This is a genomic window from Virgibacillus salexigens (genome assembly GCF_000723585.1).
Lineage (GTDB): Bacteria > Bacillota > Bacilli > Bacillales > Amphibacillaceae > Virgibacillus > Virgibacillus salexigens.
In genome coordinates, this window is the sequence record NZ_CCDP010000001.1 from 663893 (window position 1) to 682944 (window position 19052).

General features: G+C 35.2%; 16 protein-coding genes. 12 read left to right on the forward strand and 4 right to left on the reverse strand.

Annotated elements, in window-relative coordinates; genetic code table 11:
• Positions 1–31: 31 nt before the first annotated feature.
• Together BN990_RS03135 and BN990_RS03140 are read right to left on the reverse strand one after the other, a co-directional pair.
• Positions 32–1093 (reverse strand): glycosyltransferase family 2 protein, encoded by a 1062-nt coding sequence (locus BN990_RS03135; protein ID WP_051739005.1) that lies wholly within the window; start codon positions 1091–1093, stop codon positions 32–34.
• Positions 1050–2342 carry an O-antigen ligase family protein gene (locus BN990_RS03140; protein ID WP_038242308.1) on the reverse strand — a complete coding sequence of 431 codons (1293 nt, stop codon included), beginning with the start codon at positions 2340–2342 and terminating at the stop codon, positions 1050–1052. The genes BN990_RS03135 and BN990_RS03140 overlap by 44 nt, the downstream gene beginning before the upstream one ends.
• A gap of 133 nt (positions 2343–2475) precedes the next feature.
• Between BN990_RS03140 and BN990_RS03145 the strand changes: the two genes are divergently transcribed.
• Positions 2476–3585, forward strand: coding sequence for a glycosyltransferase family 4 protein (locus BN990_RS03145; protein ID WP_038242311.1), 1110 nt, complete (start codon positions 2476–2478; stop codon positions 3583–3585).
• Between the two features lie 41 nt (positions 3586–3626).
• Positions 3627–4682 (forward strand): glycosyltransferase family 4 protein, encoded by a 1056-nt coding sequence (locus BN990_RS03150; RefSeq protein WP_038242314.1) that lies wholly within the window; start codon positions 3627–3629, stop codon positions 4680–4682.
• Positions 4683–4723: 41 nt separating this feature from the next.
• Here BN990_RS03150 and BN990_RS03155 read toward each other — a convergent pair whose 3' ends face one another.
• Entirely contained in the window at positions 4724–5794 is a 1071-nt protein-coding gene (locus tag BN990_RS03155) for an LCP family protein (protein WP_038242316.1), read from the reverse strand.
• A 204-nt stretch (positions 5795–5998) separates the two neighbouring features.
• On the opposite strand from BN990_RS03155, the gene BN990_RS03160 reads away from it, so the two are divergent.
• A complete protein-coding gene (locus BN990_RS03160; protein WP_021289732.1) occupies positions 5999–6733 on the forward strand; it encodes a WecB/TagA/CpsF family glycosyltransferase in 735 nt (244 codons plus the stop codon).
• A gap of 36 nt (positions 6734–6769) precedes the next feature.
• Here BN990_RS03160 and BN990_RS03165 read toward each other — a convergent pair whose 3' ends face one another.
• Positions 6770–7831 carry an LCP family protein gene (locus tag BN990_RS03165; RefSeq protein WP_021289731.1) on the reverse strand — a complete coding sequence of 354 codons (1062 nt, stop codon included), beginning with the start codon at positions 7829–7831 and terminating at the stop codon, positions 6770–6772.
• A gap of 135 nt (positions 7832–7966) precedes the next feature.
• Here BN990_RS03165 and BN990_RS03170 point away from each other — a divergent pair, with 135 nt between their 5' ends.
• From BN990_RS03170 to BN990_RS03205, 9 genes are all read left to right on the forward strand, one after another.
• Positions 7967–8191, forward strand: coding sequence for a DUF1659 domain-containing protein (locus BN990_RS03170; RefSeq protein WP_038242320.1), 225 nt, complete (start codon positions 7967–7969; stop codon positions 8189–8191).
• 32 nt (positions 8192–8223) lie between these two features.
• Complete coding sequence (locus tag BN990_RS03175; protein ID WP_038242323.1) at positions 8224–8442, forward strand: DUF2922 domain-containing protein; 219 nt, start codon at positions 8224–8226, stop codon at positions 8440–8442.
• 71 nt (positions 8443–8513) lie between these two features.
• The gene (locus tag BN990_RS21760; RefSeq protein WP_021289728.1) at positions 8514–8648 is read left to right on the forward strand and encodes a YvrJ family protein; all 135 of its coding nucleotides are present in this window, start codon (positions 8514–8516) and stop codon (positions 8646–8648) included.
• A 245-nt stretch (positions 8649–8893) separates the two neighbouring features.
• Positions 8894–11974 (forward strand): beta-galactosidase, encoded by a 3081-nt coding sequence (locus tag BN990_RS03180; protein ID WP_038242325.1) that lies wholly within the window; start codon positions 8894–8896, stop codon positions 11972–11974.
• Positions 11975–12147: 173 nt separating this feature from the next.
• Positions 12148–12768, forward strand: coding sequence for a YesL family protein (locus BN990_RS03185; protein WP_021289726.1), 621 nt, complete (start codon positions 12148–12150; stop codon positions 12766–12768).
• A 99-nt stretch (positions 12769–12867) separates the two neighbouring features.
• Entirely contained in the window at positions 12868–15042 is a 2175-nt protein-coding gene (locus BN990_RS03190; RefSeq protein WP_158295215.1) for a helix-turn-helix domain-containing protein, read from the forward strand.
• Positions 15043–15414: 372 nt separating this feature from the next.
• On the forward strand, positions 15415–16779 hold the full coding sequence (locus BN990_RS03195; protein WP_038242328.1) for an alpha-L-fucosidase: 1365 nt from the start codon (positions 15415–15417) through the stop codon (positions 16777–16779).
• 348 nt (positions 16780–17127) lie between these two features.
• A complete protein-coding gene (locus BN990_RS03200) occupies positions 17128–18132 on the forward strand; it encodes an ABC transporter permease (protein ID WP_051739007.1) in 1005 nt (334 codons plus the stop codon).
• Between the two features lie 14 nt (positions 18133–18146).
• Complete coding sequence (locus BN990_RS03205) at positions 18147–19052, forward strand: carbohydrate ABC transporter permease (RefSeq protein ID WP_021289721.1); 906 nt, start codon at positions 18147–18149, stop codon at positions 19050–19052.

Here is a 19052-nt window from a genome sequence, read left to right on the forward strand (position 1 = left end):
TGTTTCCTAAATTATTTGCTGGACATGGTAGTTACTCATGTTTTACCTTCTTTACAATAGTAGATAGTACCCGTTGCTGATGTTGGAGAAATGGCTTAACTCGAAAAAAAGCATAGAGCCCATAGGTAGCTCGAAGGCGAATTAACATACTTACTAACCGTTTTTGAGATGTTCCTCGAAAATACTTCATGTCGACATTTCGTTTGGCGGTAAGAAGTATGTCATCCATTTGTTCTTTTTTTCTATTGCGAGGCATCGAGTTATCTGGATGAAACAGATTGGTCAAGGCATTAATAATACTATTCGCATAAATTTCGCCTATGACTTGCTGATTTTTTGTCGTTAACGCCCTTTTCTCTCTTAGAAACCGAGTGACTTCTTCTAGTAGGCGCTGTTGTTCTTGAAGATAGTCTTTACGGTATCTTCGAGATAGGGAATAGGAATCTTTCATTAGATATTTATAAAGCGTATCACCAATGATATGAATATGCTTGCAATGACGCAAGTAGTCTAAGTTAAATAGCAAATCTTCTCCATTTGATAGTTTATCCGTAAAAGATAGCTGATGTTCGCGTATGATATCGGTACGGTATAATTTGTTGCAGGGAGATGGTAGGATAATTTGTTTATATAACTCACCAATATGAGTAAGATACCTATTATTTTTTAACATGCCTTCGATACATGGTGTATATTTTTTTCGGCTTGTTTTTGTTGTGATTGCTTCATAACCACAAATGACAAGTTCGCATTTCTTGTTTGACTTCATCGCTTGCACGAGTTTTTTAGTCATCATGGAATCGATATAATCATCTGCATCAACAAATTGTATATACTCTCCATTAGCTTCTCGGATACCTCTATTTCTCGCTTGAGATACACCTGTATTTTCTTGATGAATGACATGAATGGATGCATACACTTCCGCCAATTTATTACATAAATCTTTACTGTGATCTGTTGAGCCATCATTAATTAGAATGATTTCAATAGGATGATACATTTGTCCTAAGATACTCTGGACACAAGGGAACAAGGAATGTTCTGCATTATAAACAGGAATTATGAAGCTTACTAGTTTCGGTGTAATCATATTCATCGACTCCTAAAAGCAAAAGTGGAATAGCAAGATAAGATATCACAGATGGTGCAAAAAGGACGTGACCTGCTAAAAAAGCTATTCCAAGACTTAGACCAATGATGACGAATAGAAAGAGATGTTCTACGGTTAGAGCGAAGGAAAGGAGTAATTGTTTCCCTAAGATGATGATAGGCAAGAGAATAAAACTACTTGCTACCACTCCAAAACTAAAGAATAGATCAAAGAAGTCCATCTCAACTAATTTTGGCTCCTTCTGATAATCACCCGCGTATCCAAGCCCAAATAGTTTTCGGAAGGTATTTGCTTCCATATAATCCGCTTTTATTTCTACAAAAAAGATATCCCTGGAACTGAGCACTTTATGAAAAAAAAGTGCCGTTTTGGAAGAAATTGCCTTTTCTTCAGTGGTATCTATTTCTAGTTGATCTTCTGGAAGTCCGTATCCAGGCTGCGTATTTGTCCCCATTGGGGTATACGGAATGAGACAAAAAAATAGGATGAGAATAACGAATAAGGCAGAAGCATGTATATCTTTCCAGATTTGTAATTTTAATCTCCATAGATGATAGATAATGAGCATACTAATTAGGATCAAACCACCTAAGAAGGCAGTTTTTGTGCCAATCATTGGTATCATGCTTAATAGAAGTAGATAAGCAATCCATGAAGATAATTGTTTATTGTACATGAGGTTGATACTCAATATTCCGAATAAAATAAGGATAATGACACTTAGTTCATTTGCTGAAAAAAACCATCCAGAATGACCAGAAGTATAATATCGATAGCTGTCCATACTTGTATTGGTTATAATGGCCAACCAATAGGAAAGTCCAACAATAAAGCTAGCAATGGTTGTAGCTTTGTATAAGTCATGTTTATATAGCGACTTTTTTTGATTGACATAGATGATGGCAAAAACAATTACGATGAAGTAACTTGCCTTTAAGTAGAAATTAAATTCGGAGAACCATATAAAATTTGGTTTCGTAAAAGCATTTAGAAAAAAACTAATTCCTATTCCTAAGAAAGCAGCAGATAAAAAGAAAAGTAATTTTTTATCTGTGCGATAAAAAATAACGAACAATGAAATGAATAATACCATCATAGTGAATGCTCGAAAGAAAGCACCGATGGATATTGGGAATTGTGATGTGAATGATGTTAACAAATCGATAATCGGTTGTATGATAATTAGCACAAAAATGAGTTTATTTCGCGTATAAGCATCTATTTTCATATGATTTCCCCTGAATTTTAATTCCTTCGTATACAATTATTGACACGATTTCTGTTTATATTCACTTCTGATTATAATTTCCACCACACTTGGTTATATTGAGTTACTAGTAAACATCGAGGGTGGATAATTCATGAAAATATTACATTTAAACGCTGGAAATGAGACAGGCGGTGGAATGTACCATATCTTAAATTTAATGAAGGAATTTAATAACGAGCAGTTTGTACTTGGGGTAATGGAAGACGGAGAATTATTAAAGCGTGCCAATGAATCAGGTATTCAAACTGTTCATTTTTCTTGCAATTCCCGATTCAGCATTCCATTAATACACAAAATGAAATCGTATATCCAACAAGAACACATTCATTGTATACACACACATGGCCCAAGAGCCAACGTTTACGCAAATATATTAAGGAAGATTGTACCATTTCAATGGGTGGTTACCATACATAGTAATCCATTTTTGGATTTTATGGGAAAGGGAATGTATGGAAAGTTACTTAGCAAATTAAATGTTAATGCGATGAGACAAGCTGATAAATTAGTTGCTATTTCTCATCCTTTTAAAGATTTCTTAATTGATGCTGGCATTGATGAAGCAAAAATTGTTATTGCACTAAATGGAATTGATTTTACGCATCATGTCGAATGCAAATATCGCAAACAAGATTTTGGGATAGCAGAGGATGATTTTGTCTTCTTAATGGTAGCAAGACTAGAGGAAGTAAAAGGGCATCATTTTGCCTTGGAAGCATTTTCCGAAGTGTTGAAGTCAGCTGGTAACTGTCATCTCATGCTAGCTGGAGAGGGTGCTCTGCAACAGCAGCTAGAAAAGATGGTTACTGAACTTGGGATCACAGATCACGTTCATTTTTTAGGTTATCGTAATGATATTGAACATCTTTATCAGTTGGCAGATGTAACGTTGCTTACTTCTTTAAGTGAAAGTTTTCCACTTGTATTATTAGAATCAGCAAAAGTAAAAACACCAGTTATTTCGACAGATGTTGGAGGTGTTAGTGAGTTAGTTGTAGATAAGTCTGTTGGCTGGAGAATTAAGCCTGGGAATACAAGGGAGTTAATTGCGGCAATGAATGATGCATTATTTTTTTATAAACGGGGTATGTTACGATTAATGGGAGAAAAGTTATACAATCATGCTTCCGCCAAATTTACATTGGAGATTTTTGCCGAAAACATTTATAATGTATATCGAAGCATGAAAAAAAGTAACTAATTATCGTGACGTATAAATTTGTTTTAAATGAGGTGGGCTACATGCTTGAAATAGCATTGCTAGCCTGTCTGACCCTGTTATTTTCACTCATAATAACTCCAATTATTATTAAATTCTCAAAGAAATTAAATGCAACCGATAAGCCAAATGTTCGAAAAGTTCATAAAGCACCTATCCCGACATTGGGTGGTTTAGCAATTTTTCTTAGTTTTTTACTGGGGTTACTTATATTACAGCCAACAAGCACTTATCATTTCGCTATTATTATTGGGGCTTTTCTTATTATTGTATTAGGATTTTTTGACGATATTACTGATTTATCGGCAAAATTCAAATTTATTATACAAATTGGGATCGCCTGTATTGTCGTTTTTGGTGGGGGGTTACATATTGAGTTTGTAAATCTCCCGTTTGGAGGCCAAATTGAATTTGGTTTTATGAGTTCATTGATAACAGTATTTTGGATTGTTGGGGTGACTAACGCTATCAATCTGATCGATGGTCTAGATGGGCTGGCAGCTGGTGTATCAGCAATTGCATTATTTACTATTGCAGGAATGGCAGTATCCATGGGTGATGTGTACGTAGCAACGATGGCGCTGATATTGTTTTTTAGTATCGTTGGATTTCTTCGTTACAATTTTTATCCCGCAAAGATTTTTATGGGGGATACAGGTGCCTTATTTTTAGGCTATATGATAGCTGTACTCGCGCTGTTAGGGTTTAAAAATGTGACGATAATTTCATTTATTATACCAATATTTATCCTAGCAGTTCCGATTTCGGATACGCTTATTGCGATTATTAGAAGATATGTAAACAAACAGCCGTTATCTAGTCCAGATAGTTCGCATTTACATCATCGATTATTACACATGGGGTTCTCGCATAAACATACAGTACTGTTTATTTATGCTTTAAGTACGATGTTTAGTTTAGCGGCAATACTATTTTCCATGACTACGGTATGGGGGTCAGTAGCTATTTTTGCAGTTGCTATGCTGGCACTACAAGCATTGATTGAGAATTTAGAGTTGATTAATAGCAAATATAAACCATTAACGAATTTTTTCAAAGCGCTTAAACATAAACCATAAAATTAACCCTTCTGGTAAATTACCAGAAGGGTTTTTGATATTTATTGTGTTCCATCATTGGAAACAGAAGATTCTGTTTCTGAACTTTGTTCATTCGATTGATTATTTGAATCCGTTAAGGAACTGTTTGTTGAGATGTCCAAATGCCGCTTCAGTGTTTCTTGAGTTTCTTCTAAGGCTATGTCATCTAATTGCCAGTAATAGGTACCGTTTGGTTGGTAATCATGCCCTTCTAAGGTCATGGTTTCAAAATCAAGATTCTTCCCTTTGGTACCATAGGAGATAAAGCTTTTCATCTCACTAAACGTCATATTCGTAGTCATATTGCTGCCAACTGCTTCCAGTACATCATCATATTTCATTACAGAATCAAGCGATATTGCCTTATTTATTACTGCTTTAATAATTTCTTGCTGTCTTTTTCCGCGTTCGATATCGCTATCTAATTTCCTTGTACGCGCTAATGCAAGGGCTTCTTCCCCATTAAGCTGTTGTTCTCCTGGTTGTAAATGGATAGCTCCAGCTTCGTCCTTTGAATTCTGTTCGTGTAATTCATATGGAACATCGACAGTAACCCCTTCAACAGCATTAACCACATCAATGAATGCTTCAAAATTAACCTTGACATAATAATCAATTGGAATATCTAATAATTCTTCCACTGTTTTTGTTGTTGCTTGGGTTCCACCGTATGCATGAGCATGATTAATCTTTGTTTTATAACCAACTTCTGGAATATATACATAGGAGTCACGTGGAATACTTAGTAATTTAACACTTTTGTCATCTTTATTTAATGTAGCTACCATTAATGTGTCTGACCGAGCATTATCTGCATTATTACGCAGATCACTTGCATCCACCCCCATTATTAGTACAGAGACATTGTCTACATTGGGGTCGACTTTGCTTTCTCTTAGATCGGATTTTTCTCTACCATCATCTTCATAGGAGTCAGATAGAACGCTATCCGCTTTTATATATAAATAAGATGCATAACTAGCTACTCCTAGAAAGACGAGGATAAGCGGCAATAGTATAAAGTATGCTCTTTTTCTTAATTTTCTTTTCTTTCTTCTAACAACTCTTGTGCGCGTTGTTTTATTAGACATTTTCATATTCACCCTTAAATAATTAATAGAAAATCGAAATATATAATGGTAATATTAAACAATAATAAATGATAATTTTCTTGCTTTTTTTTAAAACTAAGTTTAATTTTACTACGAATATGTGTATTCGTAAATAACATGTATATTACAATTCTGTAAGCTCTATTGAATAGACGTTTATCGCACATGAAAGGTTGCATAGGAATGAAGCATTTTGAGAGTACCGTTACAATTATGGATATTCCCTTTATTAATACAACGAGGGATGAATTTGTAACCCATCACTTAATCCCTCATTTAAATCGCCAACAGAAGTGTTTTGTAGTAACTGCAAATCCAGAAATTGTTATGAAGGCAAGAGAAAACGATTCGTATCGACAAATTATACAGGCTGCCAATTATATCGTTCCGGATGGTGTAGGCATATTAAAGGCAGCTCAATATCAGCGGCAGCCGTTGCAAGAACGGGTTACTGGATATGAATTAACGCTTGACTTATTAAATTATGCGAATGAACAAGGGCTAAGCTGCTATTTTTTAGGAGCGAAGGAAGAAATTAATTATAAGGCTGTATCTGAAGTAAAAAAAACTTACCCCAATATTACAATTGCAGGACACCATCATGGCTATATCGATATTGAGGATGAAACATTTGCTCAATCTATTAAGGAAAGTCAACCTGATATGATCTTTGTAGCATTAGGTTCACCAAAACAAGAGCAATGGATCGTAAAACATAAAGATAAATTTGATAAAGGATTATTTATGGGAATTGGTGGTGTCTTTGACGTATTAGCGGGAGAGGTGAAGCGTGCTCCTCAAATGTGGGTCGATCTTAACTTGGAATGGTTGTATCGATTGTTAAAGCAACCATTTCGCTTTAAACGAATTCTAACAGTACTGGAATTTATGTTGCGAATTTACTCGAGAAGGTATTAACTAAGCGTGGCTTTTCACTAGCCACGCTTGTTTTTATTAATTGTTCGTAGTTGAATTAGACATTGCCTCATCCGTTGTACTATTGTATTCTGATTGTTCAGCATTTGAAGTGGACAGGTCTAAATGTGTCCGTAATTCATTCTCGATCGCTGTTCTACTCGTTTGATCTACTTGATAATACCAGAGACCATCGTCTAATTTTCCACCGGTTCCTTCAAAGTTAACAGTATTCATTACTAGATCCGTATTCATCCCGTAACTCATAAAACTTTTCATTTCATCAAAGGAGAGATTGGTCTTTAAATTACTTCCAACTGCTTGAATAAGATCGTCTAGTTTAAAAATAGAAGATGCAGAAGCGGCTTCTTTTACAATGGTTTTAATAATTTCTTGTTGTCTTTTACCACGTTCAACATCACTATCATATTTACGGCTTCTTGCAAGTGCTAGTGTTTCTTCCCCATTTAATTGTTGGAGGCCAGGGCTTAACTGAATGGCATTTTGATTATCATTCGAATCCATTTCCCTCATTTGAAAGGGCACATCATATTCAATTCCACCTAAGGAATCGACTACTTCTATAAACGCTTCAAAATTTACTCGAAGATAATAATCAACAGGTATATTCATGAATTTTTCCACAGTCTCCATCGTTTTCTTCGGACCACCAATAAAATGGGCATGATTAATCTTGGTATAACCGTATTCTGGAACATTAACATAGGAGTCTCGGGGGATACTAAGTAATTTCACGCTGTTTTCTTCTTTATTAAATGTTGCTAATAATAATGCATCCGATCTGCTTTTTTCATTGTATCCTCTGTTTTCACTGTCATCTACCCCGATAATAAGCACAGATACATTATCTTCAATTGGATTTACAGCTGTATGACGCAATTGGGATTGTTCATTTTCTCGACCGACTTTTTGATAGGAGTCATCTGCAGTATCTTGTGCAGTAGAATAAATATGATATCCATAGGAAAGAACAGCTATTATAATTAGTGTGAGGGGGATTCCCGCATATATGAGCAGTTTTCTTCGTTTGCGTCTCTTCTCCTGTTTTCGCTTCCCCATTCGTTGATTTTCGACAAACACTATGTTTACACCTCATCTATTATACTAATCATTATTTTACTATTAAAAATTCTATTCGTAAATGCAAAAGTATTTTGAGAATTTGCCACTTTACGTTAACTTCTTTCGATTGTAAGGCTAGAGGGAGGTGATTACATGGCGAGTTCTCAATTAACCAATTCTTCATTGTGGTTGGTCTTTGACAATGGTATCAATGAAAGCACAGGAAAAATGGTTACCAAAACAAAGAGCTTTAATAATGTCAAAACTGCTGCAACTGCGGAACAACTTTATATCATCGCTGAGGCTTTTACTAACCTGCAACAGTTACCACTTGAGGTGGTTGAACGTAAAGACACATCGGAAATTTTGGCAGAATAACGGAAAAAACCAAAAGGGAAGGGGGAAACAAGTTGAAAAAGCTCGAATTGAAGTTTGAAAATGTGGAAGGTAAAATAGTCACGTATAGCATTGATCATCCAGTTGAGCCAGCTAATTCCGTTGATGTGAATACAGCAATGGAACAGGTCATTGCTCAAAATGCGTTCACTTCAAGTGGGGGAGATCTTGTTGCAAAGAAGAGTGCAAGAATTGTTGAGCGTGTTGTAGAAGAAATTGATCTTGACGTATAAATGAATGCATAACAGGTAGACCGGTGGCTTGGCTTCCGGTCTATTTTATTAAAAAGGAGGAGAATAAGGGCATGGAGACATGGGTCCCGTTTATGACGGAAGTGGGTTTTCCAATTGCGGTAACTTTCTATCTGTTGCATCGTATTGAGGGGAAATTAAATGTTCTAATTGAATCCATTCATGCATTGCCAGATCGTTTGAAATAATAAAAGGAAAGCATTCTCACTAATGTACCCCCTATTTTCTTCAAATGGGGGTACACAGTGTTATTATTGGGGTTTTAAAAGATAAACAAACGTTTGAACAACTATTATTTGTACTAGTAAAATAACATGTTAATTATCATTTAGGTTATAGGTAAAGAATGACATAGAGATAAAAAATGACATATTTACGGCTTTATTTAAACAAAGTAAGCTAGCTACATAATACATTAAGGTAGGGGGATATTATGTCGGAAACGCTAATTTTTTATGATCCTTTTTTTCCTTTTGATGGGGAACGGCCAAGCTCATATTTCTTATATCAACTAAAGAAAACGAGTACAGTCGTAAACGCATGTTGTTTAAAGGAAGCTTTTGATAATAATAAAGTTACTTGTTTTATTAACTTACATGGTTCCTATTTTCCAAAACAAGCTTGGAAATCAATTTATACCTATTTTAAGTCTGGAAATGGATTCATTCACTTGGGAGGGATCCCCTTTCGAATTCCTTGTATTATCAAAAATGGAGAGTGGCAGAAGGAAGCAGAGCAGACTGCTTATCATCAGCAACTGAATATTCATGAAGCCTTAAGCGTTCGTTCGGAAAATGTGAAAAAATTAGCATATAACCAAAATATTCCGATATTTAAGGGTAAAGATACATTATTTTCAATTCAGGATACATACAATTTTATCTTACATGTTACCAAGACAAGCTCCATTTCTGCAGAAATGGGTTCAGCCGGACCAATGGATGCAGGTATTTACCCATTGGTTCAAGGAGTTACGAGCAATGGTAGAAATGTTACTGCTCCTAGTGTATTAATTGAAAACACAAATGGAAGTTTTGCAGGCGGTCGATGGATATTTATCAATCAAAAAATACAAAAACAATTTTGGACTGAATTAGGCTTCGAATTATTGGAAGATTTAATTTCCTATTCGAATAGGAAGGTAACCGAATTTCATTTAAAAACGAACTACGCTTCTTATGAGAATGGGGAGCGTCCGATTGTTTATTTACAATCGCAATCATTTATCGAGGGTGCGATAGCATGGACCACGTCATTTAAGATCTATAAAAATAATGAACTTCTATATTCTAAGTTTATGAGAATTAATGTTACGGAGCTGCAAAGAAATCATTCATTTATACTCCCCATCGATATAGAACCTGGTTTGTATGAGCTAACCTGTATTACTGAGTCAGAAAAAGGGGAGACAAGAGTTCTTCAACAAGGTTTTTGGGGAATGGACAAGCGACTCTTAGCAGAAGGGGAACCATTAACTTGTGAGCGTGACTATTTTATAAAAGATGGACGACCAATGCCAATTGTAGGAATGACATATATGACATCTGATGTTGCTCGTTATTACTTATTTTTACCGAACCCACATATGTGGGATCAGGATATGGCCCATATGAAGCGTGCTGGTATCAACTATATTCGGACAGGATTATGGACGGGATGGCGCCATATGATGTTTATCGATGGGCACATGGATGAAGGAATTTTACGTGCTATAGATGCATTCATCTTATGCGCAAAGAAACATGAATTAGAAGTAACATTCACGTTCTTCACTTTCACTCCAGAAGCATGGGAGGGTGATAATCCATATTTAGACCCTAGAAGCATTCATGCGCAAAAGCGATTTATTACCTCTATTGTATCCAGACATATTGAAACGACGAATATTAATTGGGATTTGATTAATGAACCGTCTTTGTTTGATCCGAAAAGGCCATTTGCAGGACCTAAGTCGCTGCATGATTCATTTGATCGGAAGAATTATCAAGCTTGGCTAAAAAATCGTCATCGGTCCATTAGTAAGCTTCGGGAAAGGTGGAATGTAACCGAAGAAGATTTGCCTTCTTTTCAAGCAATCGATCCTCCCGAATCGTCAGAAATCAATTTCAGTATTCGAGATATGATAACTGGAAAAAGGGGGATGAAGTGGTTAGATTATACGTTGTATACCATGGATATGCATAATAATTGGGTACGGGAATTAACATATTCGATTAAACAACTAGCAACCAATCAACTTATTACGGTAGGTCAAGATGAAGCACTAGGGGGACTTAGGCCTTCTCCTCTATTTTATAGTGATTCTGTTAATTATACGACGAATCATACATGGTGGCTTTTGGATGACCTGATTTGGGATGGGATTTTCTCAAAAACACTTACGAAACCTAACCTTATTCAGGAAACTGGAATTATGTATGTTGAAACCCCTGATAATCGTGCTAAAAGAAGTGAAGAAGAACTAAGAAATATCTTAGAGAGAAAATATGCATATGCTTTTTCGACCGGTGGCGCAGGTGCAGTTCAATGGCTGTGGAATACGAATTATTATATGAATAATATTAATGAGTCAAATATTGGGGCAATACGAGCTGATGGTACTGAAAAACCAGAAGTAAATGTATCCTATGATTTTGGCGAATTCATAAATAATATCAGAGATCTTTTTAAAAAAAGAAAATTAGAAGATATTGTAGTTGTATATCCATATTCCAACGATTTCTCCAATCGTAGATTTTCTGTACAGTCAACGACAAAATTAACGCGAACATTAGCTTATGAAATGAATATTCCATTTCGAGCTATTAGTGAATATCATTTATCGGAGTTAACGACGGCTATTCCTAAATTAATTATCGTACCAAGTCCACATAATTTTAGTACAACGGCACTTAATCAAATCGTAGAGATTGTTAAAAATAATGAAGTCAACTTGCTATTTACAGGGCCAATTAATATAAATGCTTATTGGAAAAATACCGAACGAATGATGGCTACAGTAGGAGAAACAACAATAACCAATCTTGTCCGGGAAGAAGTCTTTCAACTAGAAGGAAAGCAGTATTTTGCTGCCTTTGGAAAAGACAGAATTGCTGAATCCATGAAAGAGGTGAATACAGAGAAATACACCAATGATGTAAATACGTATCAAATGGGAAAAGGGAGATTATTTTGGTGTGGATTACCAATGGAATTAAATGAACGCAGCGAACCGTTAGCTGCATTGTACTCCTATGTTATTGAACAAATTGGGATTTCTCCTGAATTCTATTGGAAAGAAGGTGATTTCCCAGGGATTTATGGAAGAAAGTTATCGTTTGAAACCGGAAATTTATTTATATTTGTCTCTGAATTCTCTAGGGATGTGAAAGTTGCCATTACGGACCAATTAACAAAACAAAACTATTCATTCCTATTGCAATCAGAACGTATCGTGATGTTTTCTACAGACAAAAACGGTCAGATAATATCGGTATATCGGCCGAAAGAAGTGGCTGTATCAACGGGAATCTAAAGGAAATGATGGAATAAGACTTAATTTCTGATAATTAAGTCTTATTTTTAAATATGTTAATAAATGAGAAATTTTGTATGATATAATAATGGAGAAAACCTACTAATTTACCTTTAGCAAAGTATTTTTCTAAACATAAAAGAAAGCGTTTTCAAAAAAGGGGGGATAAACTGATGCTCTTACATGGTTTTATAAAGCTACTTTATGATTTTGGTAACTGGTTGTATAAAGTTGCTTACTTACATTTTCTATGGCTTCTATTTACAGCGTTAGGTTTCGTTATATTCGGTATTACACCAGCTACTACTGCTCTGTTTGCAATACTACATAGTTGGTTTGAAAGGGATATTGATAAGCCAACCATGAAACATTTTTTTAGCATTTATAAAGAAAAATTTAAAGTAAGTAATGGTTTGGGGGTCGTCTTATTATTAATAGGAGGATTTCTATACTTTGATATCTCCATTTCTCATGATTACATTCAATCCTTTTATTTACATAGTCTATTATTAATTATTAGTTCTTTTTATATTATTATACTTCTATACATTTTCCCTATCCTTTCACGCTATAACCTAAAGTTTCACCAATACGTCAAACAAGCCTTTCTAATAGCTTTGGCACAGCCGTTAGAAACAATAGCAATGATTATTAGTTTAATATTACTCTTCTATTTTTTTAGTTATCTACCAATCATGTTATTTTTTGCGGGTTCATCAATAATTGCTACTCCTCTGATGTGGTTAGCCAAACGGGCATGTGTACTAGTAGAGAAGAAGCAGACGAATGAATAGGCAGGGGGGGAAACGATGTGGAGAAAAAGGAATAAATCCCGTTTGTTGTATAAATATATTATATCCTATCTGCTAGTATTTCTAGTGCCTTTTCTAATTATGAGTATGATCATTTATTATAATTCAGTTGCAAACTTACGGGAAGAAATAGAACAAGCTAATATCAATAAATTAGAGCAAGTAGAAAATATAACAAATGAACGCATGAAAGAATTAGAGACATTAGCAGCTAGAATCTCTTATGACCCAAGGCTAACCCCTTATATGTTTAGCCATGATTATTATAGCGGGGAAGCAATTGATGAATTGAGGAAATATAAAGCCAACAGTTCTATTATAGAGGAGTTATTTATTTACTATCATAATAATGAACGAATTTATTCTACTAGTGGTTCTTATTCATTTGGTGCTTTACTAAATAATAAATATCATTTTAATAAGTGGGAAAAGAAAGATTTCATGAATGATTTACATACACCATTGCCCTTCATAAAGCCAATAAAACATGTAGTTATTAATGATGATGAACATAAGAATATGATTGCCTATTTGTTTCCAATAGCCCCTGGAAACCCTAGTCCATATGGAACGGTCATGTATTTAATTAAAGAAAGTAACATGACAGATCTAATAGAAAATATTTTAGGTGATTTTAAGGGGAATGCTTATATTGTTAATGAAGATAACCAAGTAATTGCTTCTAGTATTAATGATGACTTCATTCAAGAGAATGAAGTTGACTTCGATTCCGTAAGAAAGCATGGCATAAGCAGTTTAGATGTAAATGGGAAAGATTATTCTATTGTATCGGTAGAATCAGAAATAAGTAATTGGAAATTCATTACGCTTATGGATACCAATCAATTTTTTAAACGTCTGGATAATACGACCCTACTAATCTTAGGGATGCTTATCATTCTACTAATAATAGGTTTTATACTGGCTGTTTTAATCGGGAAGAATCAATACAAACCAATTCGAAATATTGTTGAAATTACGAGGAAGGGAAATAACGGGAATAGAGAGTTCGAAGGTAGGAATGAACTAGAAACCATTAGAAAAACCATTACCAGTGTATTTGAAGATCATCAAACATTGAACGAAACGATGTATATGCAAAAACCATTTGCAAGGGATCAGGTTTTTGTAAAGTTATTAAAAGGAAGTATTTCAAATAATGGTGAAATTGATGTCATCTTAGATGCACTGCATATACACATGGAGCAAGGCTACTATTTTGTCGGTATCGTATATTTCGATAAGGGGTTGTTTAAAGAAGGAAATATAAAAGAAAGAGAAAAACTTTTTGGGAAATTATCCAATTTATCATTTGATAAAGCCAGTGCTCATGGTATTGATTTACTTTATAACGATGCCATGGCAATGATTATTAGTATGGATAGAAACATAAAAGACCCTAGTGAGCAGCAAAAGAAACTTATTTTAGAAATGCAGCAATATATGAAGAATTTCACTATAAAGGAACCTACGATAGGAGTAGGGACTGTATATACAAAGAAGTCTCAGATTAACCGCTCCTATATAGAAGCTTTGGCAACGATAGAGTATAAATTTATAAATCCGCCAGGTAGTGTAATTTACTTTGCAGACATCAGTGTGGAGACTGAACAGTCGCTTGGCTATCCAAAGGAAGAACAAATAAAGCTGATTCAAAGTATTAAACAAGGAGATAAAATAGTCGCAATTGAAACGTTGCATCAAATTTTTTCGAAACTAGCTCATAATGACTGCTCTATACAGGTGCTAAAATGTATTTGTTTTGATGTAATTAATACGACCGTTAAGACAATCTCTGAAATTGGTTTAAGTAATTTAATAAAAGATTTTAACCATATTGTCGACTTTCATTCGATGGAACAGCTGCATCAAAAGCTTGAAAGTTTAGTTGTTGAAATTTGTCATGAAGTAGAGAGGAAGAAAAAAAGTCATAATGACCAATTAAGAAATGATATTTTAAACTATATAAATGAAAATTATCAATTATATGAGCTGTCATTGGAGAATGTAGCACTTGAATTTAAACTATCTGTATCTTATCTTAGTAGGTTTATAAAAGAACAAACTGGAGCTACATTCACACAGTATGTACAAGAATTACGGATGGAGAACGTAAAAAAACAGTTAAAGGAAACACAACATCCAATAAAGGATATTGTGGTAGCAGTAGGGTATAAAGATGTAGCTAATTTCACACGGAAATTTAAGAAGTTAATAGGTGTTACTCCCGGCGAGTATCGAAGATTAAATCAGTAATAAATGAATTCTTATAAGGTTATTTAATTGCAGTAACTTTTCTCTTGTGGGGATTGGAAGTGGTGTAGAGATATCGAGAGGTCAATGATTTTAGCTCAAAAGAGGATAATAGCTCTATGCACTGGGAGTATACCCAGTTGGGTAGGAAGTAAGCTGCCTTTTGATTAGTTTCCTTTTGTGATTGTTGACGTTATTCTATCAACAACCACATAGAAATAGAACTTTCACATAGTAATAATAGAGAGGCTCCTTGTTAGTATCGTTTTAGTGAAAAGGAAGTACAAGTAGAAATGAACCACATATTGATTAGGTGCGAGGAAGAAAGCAAGCTGGAAGTGGTAGAGTCTATTCTAGTTAAAGGAGCTAATAGTCATGAAAGATGAAACAACAAATCATGTTGTGGAAGAAGGAAAGCATCACTATAGTGCTGAGGAGAGTTGGATAGAGCCTAGAGACCCTAAGGTGTTAGAACGATTAGAGTGGTTTAAAGATCAGAAATTGGCATTAATGATGCACTGGGGGCCATATTCACAATTAGGGATTGTGGAATCGTGGGCATTAAGTGATGACGATGCAGAGTGGTCAAGAGAAGGTATTGACTGGGTAGCAGATGGAGAGGAGTTTAAGCGTCAATATGTTAATTTGAATAAAACATTTAATCCAATTCGCTTTCAACCGCAGATATGGGCTGATTTAGCAAAACGAGCAGGCTTTAAATACGTGATATTTACGACGAAGCATCACGATGGCTTTTGTATGTGGGATACCAAAGAAACAAATTATCGAATTACAGCTAAAGATTGTCCATTCCATATGCATAAATATGCTGACATCTGTAAGCATGTATTCCATGCGTTTCGCGAAAGGGGCCTTGGAATCGCAGCATATTATTCTAAAGCAGATTGGCATACTCCTTATTATTGGTCCTCAGGGGCGGAGTTTGGTAAGAAAACGTGGAGGGGGCCTTCCTATGATCCCAAACAATACCCTCGGTTATGGGAAAAATATGTCCAATTTAATCACAATCAAATAATGGAATTAATGATGTATTATGGTGACATTGATATACTTTGGCTGGATGCTGGATGGGTTGGAAATGATCAACAAGATATTTGCTTAGGTGAAGTAGTTGAAAAAGCTAGAAGTGTCCAACCTGGATTATTAACTGCTGATCGAATGATGGGAGGAGAATTTGAAAATTATATTACCCCTGAACAAACAATTCCAGATCATCCAATACAGGTACCTTGGGAAAGCTGTATTACAATGGGAACCTCCTTCTCATTTAAATATGAAGATACCTACAAATCAACTACAGAAATCATTCATACATTAATAGAAGTTGTCGCAAAAGGTGGCAATTTGGCTTTAAATGTAGCTCCTCAACCAGATGGTCGTCTACCTGAAGGAGCTATCAAACGAATGGAAGAACTCGGGCAATGGTTAGCCATTTATGGGGAAGCTATTTATGGAACAAGAATATGTGCCCCTTATTATACGAATGATTTTGCTTTTACCAGAAAGGACGACATAACCTATTGTTTTCGATTATCCAAACAGGTTGGTTTGGATGAAAATGAGGTGCTTATTCCATACGAACATCTTGCACAACAAGTTACGCTAGTAGGCTATGAGTGGAACCTAGATTTTAAACAAATAAATAAAGGGTTAAAGGTGACAATACCAGATCAACTTAATGACGAAAAGACAATTGTTGAGGTTTTTCGAATTAGATAACAAAGGTGGAAGAGCGGCCCGGTAATTGTATTTAGGTATTAACTGTACGGAAACGTAGAGGGGGTAAAATATCCCCCCACTATTTTCTTTTTAGTAACCCTGCAATATATGTATGATACATGCATATATTGCAGGGTTTGTTTTTTGGATTGACATTAAAGCTACCGTCTTTGCTTATGTAAAGTGAAACATAGTCAGTTAAATATGACATAGTACAAGCTGCAAAGCTATTGCTGTGCATATAGAAAGATGTTTTTTGACAAGCGATGACGAAAACGACATATTGATTGTATTTTCTGAAAAATGTAACATGTAAGCAGTTTCTTAAATGGGAAAGGGGGAGATTCGATGAGCCCTGCTAATTCACCACTACCTAAAGAAGACAATTATGTTCAGCATACTCAGCCTATCAGAAATCAAGATTCGGTGAAAAAGAAAAAAACGAGGAAAAAAGGAAAAAATAGAAAGATCCTACAAAATTGGCAATTATACATCTTTGTATTGCCAGCCTTCTTATATTTTATAATTTTCCATTATGTGCCTATGTATGGCGTTCAAATTGCGTTTAAGGATTTCATTCCTACGCTTGGAATATGGGGAAGTGAGTGGGTAGGCTTAGAACACTTTACTAGATTTTTTGAATCCTATTATTTTTGGGATCTAATTAAAAATACGTTAGGAATAAGTATTTATGAATTAATCGTAGGATTCCCACTACCTATTATACTAGCATTAGCATTAAATGAAGCAAAGGATGGCCTATATAAGCGTACAGTGCAAACAGTAACCTATGCACCGCATTTTATATCCGTAGTAGTTATGGCGGGTATGGTAATAGCATTTTTATCACCTGCAACTGGTATTATAAATCACGGAATGCAGCTCTTAGGGCTAGAACCAGTGGCTTTCTTGAGTGAACCAGAATGGTTTAAAACCGTATATGTTTTCTCTGGCGTTTGGCAAAGTACAGGTTGGGGAACCATCATTTACCTTGCTGCACTGTCAGGCGTGGACCCGCAGCATCATGAGGCAGCTATTGTGGATGGGGCTTCCCGGCTACAGCGGATATGGCATATTAATATTCCAGCGATTGTTCCAACGATGATTATCCTTTTAATCATGAATATGGGGAACATAATGGCAATGGGCTTTGAAAAGATATTACTTTTACAAAATCCATTAAACCTTGAATCTTCAAATGTTATCGCTACATTTGTCTATCAGGCTGGTTTATTAGATGCACAATATAGTTTTGCCGCTGCAGTTGGACTATTTAATGCAGTGATCAATGCGATTTTACTTGTTATAGTAAATCACATTGCTAGGAAAACAAGTGAGACAAGTCTTTGGTAGGAGGTTATCAGCTTATGAGTACTTCAATTCAAGAAACAAAAAAAGATAAGTTGTTTAAGGTTTTGGTGTTCTTATTTTTAACAGCTGCTCTTGTTATTGTTTTATATCCACTTATATATATCATAAGTGCCTCGATCAGTAATCCGTCGGCTGTCAATTCCGGCGAAATGTGGCTGCTTCCAAAAGATATAACACTAGAAGGATATAGATTAATCTTTCAAAACAATGATATTTGGAGAGGTTATTTCAACACGATTTTTTATACCATTCTTGGGACATTGATTAATTTAGCGGTTACGATTCCTGCAGCATATGCATTATCTCGAAAAGATTTTGCAGGAAGAAATTTATTGATGGGGATGTTTGTATTAACCATGTTTTTTAGTGGTGGATTAATTCCAACCTATCTCGTCGTAAAAAGCTTAGGATTAATTGATACGATATGGGCAATGGTTTTACCGAATGCTGCAGCTGTATGGAATATTGTAATTGCCCGTGTATTCTTCCAAACTTCTATTCCAAAAGGGTTAGAAGAGGCAGCGATCATTGATGGGGCTTCAAACTTTAAATTATTCACCAAAATCATTTTACCTTTATCAGCACCAATTATTGCTGTGATGGCTCTATTTTATGGAGTTGGACACTGGAATGGCTACTTCAATGCTTTAATTTATTTATCTGATAAAGATATGTACCCACTACAATTGGTGTTAAGAGAAATACTCGTATTACAAGAAATGGCCTCACAAAATACAAATATTTCTGGAAGTATGGCGGAAGCAATGCATAGTAAACAGCAGCTTGCTGCGATTGTTAAGTATGGGGTTATGATTGTTTCTTCATTACCAGTAATAATCGTCTACCCATTCCTCCAGCGGTATTTTGTGAAGGGCGTTTTGATTGGTTCTTTAAAAGGCTAG

Coding starts and splice junctions, on each gene's coding strand:
- BN990_RS03200 (WP_051739007.1), top strand. CDS start 17,128: ATGAGCCCTGCTAATTCACCACTACCTAAAGAAGACAATTATGTTCAG.
- BN990_RS03190 (WP_158295215.1), top strand. CDS start 12,868: ATGAGTATGATCATTTATTATAATTCAGTTGCAAACTTACGGGAAGAA.
- BN990_RS03145 (WP_038242311.1), top strand. CDS start 2,476: ATGAAAATATTACATTTAAACGCTGGAAATGAGACAGGCGGTGGAATG.
- BN990_RS03135 (WP_051739005.1), bottom strand. CDS start 1,093: ATGATTACACCGAAACTAGTAAGCTTCATAATTCCTGTTTATAATGCA.
- BN990_RS03150 (WP_038242314.1), top strand. CDS start 3,627: ATGCTTGAAATAGCATTGCTAGCCTGTCTGACCCTGTTATTTTCACTC.
- BN990_RS03160 (WP_021289732.1), top strand. CDS start 5,999: ATGAAGCATTTTGAGAGTACCGTTACAATTATGGATATTCCCTTTATT.
- BN990_RS03185 (WP_021289726.1), top strand. CDS start 12,148: ATGCTCTTACATGGTTTTATAAAGCTACTTTATGATTTTGGTAACTGG.
- BN990_RS03170 (WP_038242320.1), top strand. CDS start 7,967: ATGGCGAGTTCTCAATTAACCAATTCTTCATTGTGGTTGGTCTTTGAC.
- BN990_RS03205 (WP_021289721.1), top strand. CDS start 18,147: ATGAGTACTTCAATTCAAGAAACAAAAAAAGATAAGTTGTTTAAGGTT.
- BN990_RS03180 (WP_038242325.1), top strand. CDS start 8,894: ATGTCGGAAACGCTAATTTTTTATGATCCTTTTTTTCCTTTTGATGGG.
- BN990_RS03155 (WP_038242316.1), bottom strand. CDS start 5,794: ATGTCTAATAAAACAACGCGCACAAGAGTTGTTAGAAGAAAGAAAAGA.
- BN990_RS21760 (WP_021289728.1), top strand. CDS start 8,514: ATGGAGACATGGGTCCCGTTTATGACGGAAGTGGGTTTTCCAATTGCG.
- BN990_RS03195 (WP_038242328.1), top strand. CDS start 15,415: ATGAAAGATGAAACAACAAATCATGTTGTGGAAGAAGGAAAGCATCAC.
- BN990_RS03140 (WP_038242308.1), bottom strand. CDS start 2,342: ATGAAAATAGATGCTTATACGCGAAATAAACTCATTTTTGTGCTAATT.